10 protein-coding genes are annotated in these 11,761 nt (G+C 41.7%); 4 read left to right on the plus strand and 6 right to left on the minus strand.

Translation table 11 applies throughout. From position 1 onward, the window contains the following. Positions 1-4: 4 nt before the first annotated feature. From N480_RS06810 to N480_RS06820, 3 genes are read right to left on the minus strand one after another with little or no spacing between them, the layout of a single operon-like run. Entirely contained in the window at positions 5-1,372 is a 1,368-nt protein-coding gene (locus N480_RS06810) for an ABC transporter permease (protein WP_063371755.1), read from the minus strand. Positions 1,373-1,381: 9 nt separating this feature from the next. Next, positions 1,382-2,077, minus strand: a complete 696-nt coding sequence (locus tag N480_RS06815; RefSeq protein ID WP_063371756.1) for an ABC transporter ATP-binding protein — start codon at positions 2,075-2,077, stop codon at positions 1,382-1,384. 17 nt (positions 2,078-2,094) lie between these two features. Then, entirely contained in the window at positions 2,095-3,363 is a 1,269-nt protein-coding gene (locus N480_RS06820; protein ID WP_063371757.1) for an efflux RND transporter periplasmic adaptor subunit, read from the minus strand. A gap of 411 nt (positions 3,364-3,774) precedes the next feature. Between N480_RS06820 and N480_RS06825 the strand changes: the two genes are divergently transcribed. Then, positions 3,775-5,142: a hypothetical protein gene (locus N480_RS06825; protein ID WP_063371758.1), complete on the plus strand. Its 1,368-nt coding sequence runs from the start codon at positions 3,775-3,777 to the stop codon at positions 5,140-5,142. A gap of 45 nt (positions 5,143-5,187) precedes the next feature. Here N480_RS06825 and N480_RS06830 read toward each other — a convergent pair whose 3' ends face one another. Next, positions 5,188-5,529 carry a hypothetical protein gene (locus N480_RS06830; RefSeq protein ID WP_063371759.1) on the minus strand — a complete coding sequence of 114 codons (342 nt, stop codon included), beginning with the start codon at positions 5,527-5,529 and terminating at the stop codon, positions 5,188-5,190. Between the two features lie 397 nt (positions 5,530-5,926). Between N480_RS06830 and N480_RS06835 the strand changes: the two genes are divergently transcribed. Beyond that, positions 5,927-7,747, plus strand: coding sequence for a cytochrome-c peroxidase (locus tag N480_RS06835; RefSeq protein ID WP_081231778.1), 1,821 nt, complete (start codon positions 5,927-5,929; stop codon positions 7,745-7,747). Positions 7,748-7,832: 85 nt separating this feature from the next. Here N480_RS06835 and N480_RS06840 read toward each other — a convergent pair whose 3' ends face one another. Both N480_RS06840 and N480_RS06845 read right to left on the minus strand, forming a co-directional pair. Further along, positions 7,833-9,431 carry a PepSY-associated TM helix domain-containing protein gene (locus tag N480_RS06840; RefSeq protein WP_063371761.1) on the minus strand — a complete coding sequence of 533 codons (1,599 nt, stop codon included), beginning with the start codon at positions 9,429-9,431 and terminating at the stop codon, positions 7,833-7,835. 4 nt (positions 9,432-9,435) lie between these two features. After that, positions 9,436-9,684, minus strand: coding sequence for a hypothetical protein (locus N480_RS06845; protein WP_063371762.1), 249 nt, complete (start codon positions 9,682-9,684; stop codon positions 9,436-9,438). A gap of 2 nt (positions 9,685-9,686) precedes the next feature. On the opposite strand from N480_RS06845, the gene N480_RS25590 reads away from it, so the two are divergent. Both N480_RS25590 and N480_RS06855 read left to right on the plus strand, forming a co-directional pair. Next, positions 9,687-9,836 carry a hypothetical protein gene (locus N480_RS25590; RefSeq protein ID WP_196761459.1) on the plus strand — a complete coding sequence of 50 codons (150 nt, stop codon included), beginning with the start codon at positions 9,687-9,689 and terminating at the stop codon, positions 9,834-9,836. A 678-nt stretch (positions 9,837-10,514) separates the two neighbouring features. Further along, positions 10,515-11,681, plus strand: coding sequence for a hypothetical protein (locus N480_RS06855; RefSeq protein ID WP_063371764.1), 1,167 nt, complete (start codon positions 10,515-10,517; stop codon positions 11,679-11,681). The last annotated feature ends 80 nt before the right edge of the window (positions 11,682-11,761 follow it).

Here is an 11,761-nt window from a genome sequence, read left to right on the forward strand (position 1 = left end):
GGTGTTACCCCCTTAATTGTGATGCAGGTGCGATACGACTGGCTTTAATGATGGGGAATAAACCAGCTACGAGAATGGTTAAATAGATAGCGCCGGCTGCCTTAAGTGCAAAAAATAGGTCCATCGAGTAGAGCTTTTGAACTTGCTCGGCCACTCCGACATAGTCCATTTGGTAAAGTGCCAGCAAGTACATGACATACAATCCAAGTTGTGCGCCAACTACACCCAAAAGGATAGCGAGAGTCGCGCTTATCAGTAATTCGAGTACTTGAATTTTTATTATGTAGGCTCTATTTGCACCCAGTGCACGATAAAGTGAAACTAATTTTGCGCGATGTTGATTTTTAGCCAATAAAATACCAACGGTATTTACGAGGGTAATTGCGAATAACAAGTAAGCGAAATTAAGATAGACTCGCTCCCAATCCATAAAATCATAAATCGTGTCGTGAAGTAGCTTTAATGACTGTAAATAATAAGGCTCTGTATGTGTAAAACGGCCTTGGTCATTTTGTTGCTGTGTATAGTTTCTTAGCCATAGCGTTAAGTTACCTAACTGTTCCTCACTTTGCGTTGGAGACACTTCTGCCCAAGTATGAATGAAACCACATTCGGCTGTTTTTAGCCCGCTCATATTGTATTGACGATACCCAGTGCGAGACGACTCTTCTTTGGTCATACAGGGCATATATCCAACCCGCGGCAGATTGTGATTTGTCGCATATCCTAAGGGAACAAACGCGAGGTCATTTTCTCTATTACTAAAGCTAATATTCTGAAAGCGATAAGTATGATTTGATAAGTCAATTACCCCAACCACTGCTAATTGCTGGTTGTTGATAACAACTAAATTTCCCACTGAGTTTTGACCGGCAAAAAGGTGATCATTGGCTTTTTTATCCAACACGATCACCGCTGCATCATGCATGCTCTCATCCCAGACATTACCGTATATAAAAGGGGTTTGCATCATTGAGAAAAATGCGCGATCTACAGCTGAGCTGGTGGCATCCAAAGGACGCGCGCTTTTGTCTGCAACATCTAATACAAATGACGTGGTATAGCTAAAACTCAATCCTTCAAGGTCAATGTCCCCTTGTTTATATGCAAGTGTCAGCGCTTGTGCATCCCGATAAGTCATGGGAGGCGTTCTAAGTGCATGCCTTCTATCAAATTCTGCATCCATGAAATTTAAACTGACATGATGTAATTGCTCTAGTTTATGTGACAGTGCAGAGTGGCCACTTTGTGAAATGATTGTACTCATAGTCAGCAGTAAAGTGATACCTATCACAAGGTTTGCGACCATTAAAGTCGTCAGTTTTGATTTTTGCTTAAACCCCTGCCAAGCAAGGTGTATTAGGTCGTTCATAACACCCCCTTAAACCGCTAAATCTGTTAACTGGCTTTTTGCAATATCGCTGAGTTGACCATCTAATATTTGAATATTTCGATGGGCACGCTGTGCTAGCTCATTGTCATGGGTCACCATAATTAACGTGGTGCCCTGTCGATTGATTTCCTGTAGTAACTCCATGACTTGACGTGCCATCATCGTGTCTAAGTTACCGGTTGGTTCATCTGCAAGTAAAAACCGTGGCTTTCCAGCAAGGGCCCGTGCGATTGCAACGCGTTGCTGTTGTCCGCCGCTCAGTTGGGCTGGGTAATGTTGTGCTCGGCTGCCTAAGCCGACCAACTCCAAGCTTTCTTCGATACGCTGCTTGCGAGTCTGCTTGCTGAGCCCTCTAAATATGAGTGGTACTTCAATATTGTCATACAAGTTCAGATCAGAAATCAGGTTAAATCCCTGGAATATGAATCCGATTTTCTCGTTGCGAAGGCGAGACAAGTGCTTATCCTGCAACTGGCTAACATCTTCTCCATCCAGTATGTACTGGCCTTCTTCAAAGGTTTCCAATAACCCCGTAATATTTAAGAAGGTCGTTTTTCCAGATCCAGAAGGGCCTGTCACAGCGATAAACTCCCCTTCTTCTATCGTTAGGTTAACGCCACTAAGCGCGTGAGTTTCTACCAAGTCAGTACGATATATTTTGCTGATGTTGTTCATTTTTAGCATGATTGTTCCTTTTTATTTTATTCGCTTAAGATGACTTGTTGCGCTTGCCCAAACGGCGATAGGCTAGATATTACTATGGTATCGCCTACCTGTAAGCCATCTTTGACTTCAACTTCTTTAATACTTTTCACCCCCAATTGTATTGAGGTTCGATATGCGTTTCCGTTTGCTACACGGTAAGCTGTTCTGGCAGATCCCGTTTCTACAAAGGCACCACGCTCTACTTTCAGCACATCTTGCTTTTGTGAAATAATTATTTGGGCATTTACTCTCTGGTTTTGTCTGAGGTTTTCTGGCTGCTGCTCAAAACGAATACGGCCAGACACTCGTCCATTTTCTACTTCTGGAGAAATGGCCATCAGGGTCGCTGGGAAATATTGATTATTAATTTGGATTTTTGCTGCTAATCCTATTCCGAGGTCGTCAGCAAGGTTTTCGGGAATATACGCTTCGACTTCCAATTCTCGGAGGTCGACCAATGACATTAACTCCGCATCGCGCTGCACATGTTGCTTTTGCTGAACATTTATATTGCCAACAATACCATTGAGTGGTGAAGTGAGTTTGAGCGCGTCTACTTTACGTTGCAGATCAGAAACCAAGTGGCGCTGGCGGTCTAAATCAAGTTGGGTACTTTGCAGCTCAAAACTCAGTTGTTCCTGAGATAGCTTTAAGCTATCTATTGCGTGTCGCTCTTTTAACTCAGCACGTTTAAGTTCAACCATGGTTTGTTCCAACTCAAGCTTTGAAATGATTTGTTTTTCGATACTAGCTTGAGCACGAGCCATTTCACTTTGTGCGGCTTCCAGCTCAACTTTTGCAAGTTCCATTGCTTGTGTGTTGTCGAGTTGCTGCTGCTTTATTGTAATTTGTTGACGCTTCACATCCATTTCTAAGCGCTGCAATGTAGCCTCTTCTTGCAGTAGTTGATTGCGTAATTCTGGACTGTCTAGGCTCGCGAGTGTTTGCCCTGCACTAATTGCATCGCCAGCTTTTACATGCAAGGTCACGGTGCCGGGTGCGATGGCGTAAAGTGAAGGGCTAACCGCCGCAAGGGTACGGCCCTCAACGCGAATATCTTGCAGTATGTCACCACGCACGACCTTAGCGGTTTTTAATTGTTGGCTTGAAATCACTTGTTCAGCTGAAAGCAACTGTGAAAAGCTGTCTAGTGATAGGGCGACGGCACTTAACATGCCGACGCTCGTAATACCCGCGATTAGCCACTTTTTAGAGGTGGATCTGTGAGCAATTACCTTATCTTGACGAGATGTGTTTCGGATCATGGCATCTGATTCCTTGAGCATATTTATTATTACTTTTCTATATCAACTGTTGTGCCAACTTTTAACTATTTGATTTGTATGTTTATTTGTGGTTTTTGGTCGCTTTGGTAAGCGCAGTAGGACGGACACCGGACAGTACGCGGACAGTCAATGTGGGCGGACAACGGACAACTTCTTAAATAGCGATTGATGAAAAAATTTAGACAGTAAACTAAAAACTTTAAGCGACTTGTAAAGAAAAATTGGTGGAGTAATTCGTCGCTAAATTAACGAGGCCTAATCTACTCAAGAGGGACATTATTACATTCGTTTACAATAACTGCTTATAATTCATGAATATACTCATTCTTGAGCATCAATTATAAAAGTTAACATGATAAAATCGCGTGCTCGTTTCGATAGGAAATTAAAATGAAAAAAATAACTCTAACTCGCTCTCTGCTTAGCGCTGCGATAATTTTATCTCTGGGTGGCTGCGGTGGTTCTTCGTCAGATAAAAAGTCGGAAAATAACCCGTTAACGCCCACCGTAGAGAAAGTGGCAGAAAAAACGATTCAACTAAAGACTGCATACAGAGGTTGTGAAAAAGACGAAGTGCAGCCAAATATTGATATCGTTTTTCACAACGCCAATGGAGAGGTCGTTGCAACAGCGAAAACTGACGCCGAGGGCAAGTATACGGGTACAGTCCCAGAAGCTGCAAAGCACGTGTCCGCTATTGGCGCAGGTGCAGGAGCAGATACCAACAAAGTATTTACTTTTATGGAAATAGATGAAGGTGTCAACCTAGGCACAATATACTTTGCAAGGCCAGGTTCACACCCTACATGTCCAATTGAAAGTGATTACTCCTGTGACACCGTTGATGTAGATCTAAGTGAACTGGCGGCTGTGTACCCCGGTTACCAGTTGGTTGATGAGAATAGGGTTCTTGAACACGCATTGAGTAACAGCAGTCACACGATAGGCGTGCCTAAGTGTGAAAGTAATGGCACTCATCATTTTGCGCTCGTATCCCCGTCAGGTGATGAAGCCGTTGCTGCAAGAATACCAGTCAAAAACGTGAGCTTTGATAGTTTAAAAAGTGAAGCTTTTACCCATGAGGGAATAAAGGTTTCCACAAAATCATATATCAGCGATGGCTCTGCGAGAATTATGTCTTTGGAGCCAGAAGGCACCAATGGCGCCTATGACATGGGCTTTTTCGTACCAGAAGATTACATGCCATTTGTATTCCCAAGTTTAGAATCGACCTTTAATTATCGAATATCCCGACATGAAGACTTGTACACTGGGAGCAGTGATTTTAATACGAGTTCATATATAGTATCTCGGACAGTGATTGCAGATGATGGTACCGTTGATGTGGAGCTACCGGTCAATGTCAATCATGATTTCGGTTCCGTCTTTTTTGCAGGCAATGTCAATAACAACTTTAATTTTAGCTATGACTTTAGCCATGTAGATAAAAGGCTACACATGTTGAGGTTGAATTTTGATTTTACTACTACAAACGGGCTGTCAGTGGGGTGGGAAGTGCAAGGTAATGTTGCAGGAACGCTGCCAGATTTTCAGTTTGGTGACGCATTGGACTTCGAAGGTGCCGATTTTTCAGCCCTTAAAGAGTTCTCAATATTACTATGGGCGCACCCTCATGCACCTCAGGGGTTGAATGATTATCGGTCGTTTTTAGCGAGTAAAGAGGGTGTCTTTAGGTTTTCTTTACCAGAATACCAATCTTACACTTCCATTAGCTATCTATTCACACCGAATGAATAAGAACATCATACGCCCGGGTTGATAGGCCTGGGCTAATTTTCCATTTTACCAGTGGAAGCCAAATTGCTGCAGCCCATGTAGGGCTGCAAGTTGTATCAACCCCACCCACACAGTGATAATCCCACTCCAAGATTTCGACAAGCCCAGCGTCCGATTAAACACAAACATCATCCAAATAAAAACAAAGACCATGCTAACAAGTGATTCGATTGCTTGAAGAGAAAACAACATAGTGATGGTGGCGATTAATACGACGATAGTACAGCGAGCCATACTTCCATAGTCTGCATCAATAAATCGTACAGTGATTTTGGCTGGAATAAGCGTAATGATAAACAGCAATGATGCCAGCGCGAGTGTTGAATCCTTATGATAAATCAAATCCATTTATTCAGAGGTGCATGGTAGTTTCCAATATAGGTTCATTATTTCATAATTTGGGCCGAACTTTCTAGTCTAAGTCATTATTTCAAACGTTCGCCACACAACCTTTAACTAGTGGAATAGCAGTATTAACTTGCCCTTATTTTCATGCTTTTATATTTATTAATGGTATTTTTTCTGGTTGTTTTGTATTGGTTTTTTGAGGTTTCTCCATATTTTTTCCTTATTTCAGTTTCATGCTTCGATTTATTGTGTCTGCCAGTCTAATTATTTGATTTTAATTACATTATGTACCTATTTAGGGTTGTCGTTTAAATCTAATTGGGTGACAGGCGCCCGAGACTGGTGGGCCAATACACCACTTTTGGGAAGTGGGATAAATCGTTACGGAGGAAATACGATGTTTGGAAGTTACTATCGGCCCTTAATAAGGCGATTGATGTTGGCTGCTTTATTTGCCGTGCCGACTTATGTGTCTGCGGTCTCGACAATAGAATCGGTATCACCTAAGCAGCTGATTGCGAAAGTTCATTCAGCGACAGAGGTCGGTTTAAGTTGGCAGGCTCCAGTTAGTATTGACGATATTAAAGGATATCGGGTATTTCGTGATGGCAAACGAATAGGCCGGACAAAAGAGACGTTTTTTGTGGATACCAATGCAGTACCAGGTGCTGAGCACACTTACTACGTTATGGCGTTTACAAGAGGTAAAAATAGAGTTTCAAGTTTGCCCTCAAATTCAGATACCATTAAAACTTTAAGCTCTGATGAGAACGATGGCATGCGCAATGGTTCCGTCATTCGAGTGGGGATTGCGCGACTAGCAGATCATTGCGGTACAAACGATCTGAATGAGATCTCAGATGAAGCACTTGATAGCTGTATGGATAAGCTGATTGATCATTACACTCTGCAACAAGGGCTGGAAGATATGCAAGCCTATGTCGCCCGCTACCGTCGCCAAGAAGATGCTAACTTGATTGAGCTAGGCAAACGGCTGTATTTTAGCAAAGCCTTGAGTCAAAATTATGATACATCGTGTGCATCTTGCCATCACCCGGCACAAGGGTGTGGCAGTGATGGATTATCACTGTCTATTGGGGTAAATGCAGAAAATGCGGATTTGATGGGCTTGGGGCGTAGTGACGGTGCTGTGGTGCCGAGAGTGGGAAGAAACTCGCCACAAATTTGTAATTCTGCGTTGTGGGTCGATAGCATGTTTTGGGACCAGCGAGTTCGTTTGCGAGAGGCAAATCGTGATAGTGAGGTGGGTCGTGTTTCTACCGCTGATATTCAAACACCTGAGATTGAAGTCACTAGGTTAATGAATGCTGAAGTGGACAATACTGATCCACTTCGCTTGCTCATGGCACAGGCGCACTTTCCTATCACCGCACCTGCGGAAATGGGTGACCCAAGCGGCTTTGACTCACCTCAGGTATATCGTGAGTTTATTGCACAAAGGTTGAGTGAACAATGGCAGCCCCACTTTAACGCGGCCTTTGGTGATGACCAAATAAGTTTCATGCGTATTGCCAGAGCTATGTCTGCTTATCAGGCTTCGTTTTTGTTCATTGACAATCCATTTTTCAACTATATCGAGGGTCGACAAGATAAGTTGACCACAGATGAAAAGCGCGGTGCTGTGTTCTTTTACACTGGCGCAGGTTGTGCCAATTGTCATGACGGTGTGATGTTTACGCCGGAGAGAACAAGAGGGCCCTTGTATCCGCAAATAGGCGCGCATGGTGTGGCAGATGGTAACTTTAAAAATCAATTTAGAATGCCGAGCTTATTAAATGTCGGTATTACTGCGCCGTATGGCGACAAAGGGGTATTTGCGACTTTAGAGCGTGTTATTGAGCACTACTCCGATGTTACCGGTTCTCTGGAGCGCTTTTATGGCGAACATGAAACTTGTGAATTGCCACAATTTCAGCATTTGAGTGCAGCCCAATGCGACACTGTTGTTGGCGAAGCAGGTGACTATGTTTTAGCACTTAATGCACAAAATCGAGCTGCTTCAGATAGAGGGGATGATGCGATTATCCGGGGCTTTACACAACAACAAGTAAACTATTTGGCGGCTTTTTTACGAGCTTTGACTGACCCTAAAGCAATGGCTGGTAGTGATGAAATTAATGCCTTGATCCCAGCAAGAGATGGTGGGCCAGATGGACATCAGTTTGATGCTATCGACAAAGAGGGCAATACACTATAAATAGATAAATAGATAAATAGATAAATAGATAAATAGATAAATAAGGAGCCTTATGGCTCCCTATTTATCTATAACTGTATAGCAGTTATGAGTTTAACGCTGACTCTGAGCCCATAGCATGTAATTCTTGTTGCAATTGTTCCGCACGCTTTTCAAATTTTTTCGCGCTGTACCAGCACAGAGACGCAATAGTAAAGAACATAATATCAACAATTACGAGGTCTAAAAGCACGTGACTAGATAGTATATCAGCGTAATGCAGATAGTTGGGCATATTCAATAATGCAGCAAATGCATAGGCTAAACCTGAAAATTTGAGTAAGTAATTACAAAAGACATCTTGCTGCTTGATAAATAGCGATATTAAAGTACATACGAAGAAACTGACATACACGATGCTGTGTATAGTCGTCATGCGTCCTATCGCTTCGAGTGGTATGAGCTTTGACGCAATTGCACCGAGCGCGATGGCCAACATACAACCAATGAAGGCACCAGATGTTAACCGGGTTACAAACGCGAGGCTGCGTTTACTTTGCTTTTTCTGCTTTGCACGTTTGCTTATCCACATTAAGTTGCCTGTAATGATGATATAAGCTGTGGCTAAGCCAAGAATAAAGAAAGCAATTCGCATGCCGTAACCTGCAAAATCACCAAAGTGCAAACTTGCAATTGTGGCCAAGCCCCCACGTAAATTATTGTCGTAATTATCTTGCGTAATATAAACTTGCTGGTGGTCTTTTAAGGCGTATCGTACTTCTACATCATTTGAAAATTCATCATTACTTTTAGCCATAAATACCAGCACAGCGCTCTCGTCACCAAAGTGCTCTATCATCATGCGACGAAGCGTAACATTGCCTAACTCACTCATAGCCCTTGAATAGAGTTCATCAATACCTTGCATGGGCATACGAATGTCCACTTCTTCTATGTGAGGTTCATTGAACCCTGCTGCCTGTAGAACCTTGCCTTGATCGCCTTGATACAGTATTACTGCATACGAGATTTGATAAATAATGACAAGATTAAAAACCAAGCCAGTAAATGCATACATAATGTGAAAAGGTAAGCCCATGGTGCCAATTAAGTTATGTGCATCGAGCCATTTGTCCTTGTTTGCACCGAGACGGTATTGATAAAAGTTTTTAAACAATTTACGCCAGTGAATGACCACGCCACTGATCAGCGCCACAAAAAAGAACAAGGTTATGATGCCTACGAAATATAAGCCAATTCGCCCTGCACCCAAGTCATAATGCAAATGATAAACAAAGTTGGCAAATTGAAAGTTATTGGCATCGGCAATAATGTCGCCGCTGATAGGATCGAGTAACAGATACATATCTTGATGGTCTTCACCTGTCTGGGGGTGAGGTTCATCGAGTTCAGCAGCAAAATACACCTGCAAGAATGGATTTCTTTCTGTGGGCTGGTAGAGATAAAAGATGTGATGAGTATCTACTTCATACTTTTCATCTAACTTTGCAACTACGGTATCGTATGATACTTGACTTGCATGGGGTGAATGCTCACCTATCAGTGATACTTTTTCCCACGTTTCTATATTTTCTCTGAATAAGCTAATAGAACCCGCTATAAACACAATAAATAAGACAAAAGAAATAATCAGGCCTATCCATGCGTGTGCATTTGTAAGTGACTTAAGTGTTTGGCTTTTCATAGTGTTACACCATCAAAAAAACGTTGAGTAGAGCTGAGGGCAAGAGTACTAAAAGCATGTACTTGGAAGCTTTAAGCGTTGTTTCAAAGGCATAAACCCACACCATAATGCTGGCCCAAATAGGAAACCCCAAGATAAGGCCGATGAGTAATCGAGTATCCTCAGCAAAGGGTAAAATGAGATTCGTATTCAGTGCAATAGAGACTGAGATCAACAAGCCAAATATAAATCCCAGTATTGTTTTAGGCCACATGAATGATGCCTCCAACGGTTGAGCATATTGTGAGTAATAAAATGGAAGTTGTCATAAACAAGCGCTTTGATTTACCAGCCAATATGGTGACACCAACAAGCCCCATCATCAGTACAACAAAACTAGCAAGTAATGCGGATACCATAGGATAACTCTGTGCGAATAAAGCATTTGCAAAACCATATAAACACAGCGCTAAGAGGTAACTTAACCACTTAGGTGCTGGCTTGTTGATCAAGTATTGCTTTGGGCTGGCCAGATACAACAGCAGTGATGCAACCCATATAGGGATAATAGCGAGAAGGCTCATGAGAATAGGAATAATTGTTATTTTGTTCTTTATTGTTTCAATAAGTGAATCAAAATTCAACACCTGAGTTGTAATTGGCCCGTGCAAATTACATTTTTTTCAATCTTGTCATTTTTCAAGCTAGGCTAGCCCAGAAGCTCAAAGCCCTAACTCGGTAAGCGTAATGCTCATTGCAGCTCTGTTTTTCGATGAGGTGATACTTTTTGTGATATTTGGCTGTTCGTTATTTGGAGTGAACCATATTCTGTCGATGTAACATGACCGATTAATTGAAAAATACTCACCTTCTTTAATTTTTTATATTGCTCATGACTGAGGTTTTCTTACTGTTGCACGCCGGTAGTAGTAAGCAAGTTACTACACTAAATACGATTTTCTTAGTTTTTATTTTAATTATTGGTTAATTAAATGTAGTAAAAAGGTTTGTTTTAGTTGTTGTGTTCGGTAATCTATACATGAGTGTACGGAGTTAGAATTCACTCATGGAAATTTTAATTGTGTTATTTACAAGGATCTGACAATGAAATTTATACCGGGTATTTTAATATTTTCTGTTCTATTTTTCTCTAAATTAGGGCATGCCAATCTGGCAGTTATAGACAATGCGTGCTCAAGGTATGTGAATGGCGACCCCTCTACAGAAGTAGGCACTGCAGGTGTGTTTGAAGAATTAGGGGCTGCGCAAATTATTGAAGATGGCGTACGTTTTTTGGGGTTTGATATTGTTGATGTAGGTGGTGTGAGGAATTTAAGTGCGCGATTTGCATCTCAGGATCTGGATTGGGGTTATACAAGCGTTTCAACAGATAATCAGGCATTTTTATGTGGTCGTCACTTCGGTTTAGGTGAGAGCAAAAGGTCCTCTTGGGCAGTTCATATTCCAGTCGAAAAAGCCTTAGGCCTCATTGAACAGGGCAATGAGGTGGAAATAATATTGTTTGGTTTTCATCAAATAAACGGTGAAGAAAAGCGCTCTTATTCTAAGCTCAAATATCATCAACCAGCGCTGCTAAGGTTGCTAAAAAAAGATATATCAGTTGGTTTACCTTATAACTTGGAAATCGAACACCCAAGAAATATGGCCAAGAATATTTACGACAGACATATTGTGTACTGTTTGAATAGCAATTGGGACAGCTGTGATTATACAATTGAAGATCATCCCAGATACCATACCAATAAAAACGACCTTGGTGTTGCTATTCCATTTAAAGGCCATTTTATTGTTGACGGTTATATCACGCGTTTATTATTTAAAGAAGATATTGCGCAAGGCGCGGAGTTATCGCCTACCGAATTTGGGTTGTGGAATCGTTATGGAAAAGCTTTTGAACTCGGCGCGCTTCGAGGTAATGCAAAAGCATTTTTGTCGCAATTTTTTACATTGAGCTATATGAGTGATCCTGTGACTTCAAAGGTATTAACCAAAATTGCGTGGGATATACCAATGCAGCACGGCGAATTTTTAGATCATGACAGTTACGTCCGAGATTACGAAACTTACCTGATGATGAACTTTGCATTTGAAGTTAATATCTTGGGGAGTGTGTATGATGCTGCTGCCCAAGGCTATAGCAAAGCGGAGTACGCTAAGCAGATGCAACAGGGGATGGTTGCGATAACTGGGTTAACAGAAGCGCAAACAGGCGCATTTAAACAAGCACCGTTAACAGTAACTTACCCTTAATTCATACTTTAATGGCCATCATCTTAAATGATGGCCAGTTCGATGTTTTATAACTACTCTAGTTAACTTTACTTATTGCA

Origin of the sequence: Pseudoalteromonas luteoviolacea S2607 (assembly GCF_001625575.1) — a bacterium.
Classification (GTDB): Bacteria; Pseudomonadota; Gammaproteobacteria; order Enterobacterales; family Alteromonadaceae; genus Pseudoalteromonas; species Pseudoalteromonas luteoviolacea_E.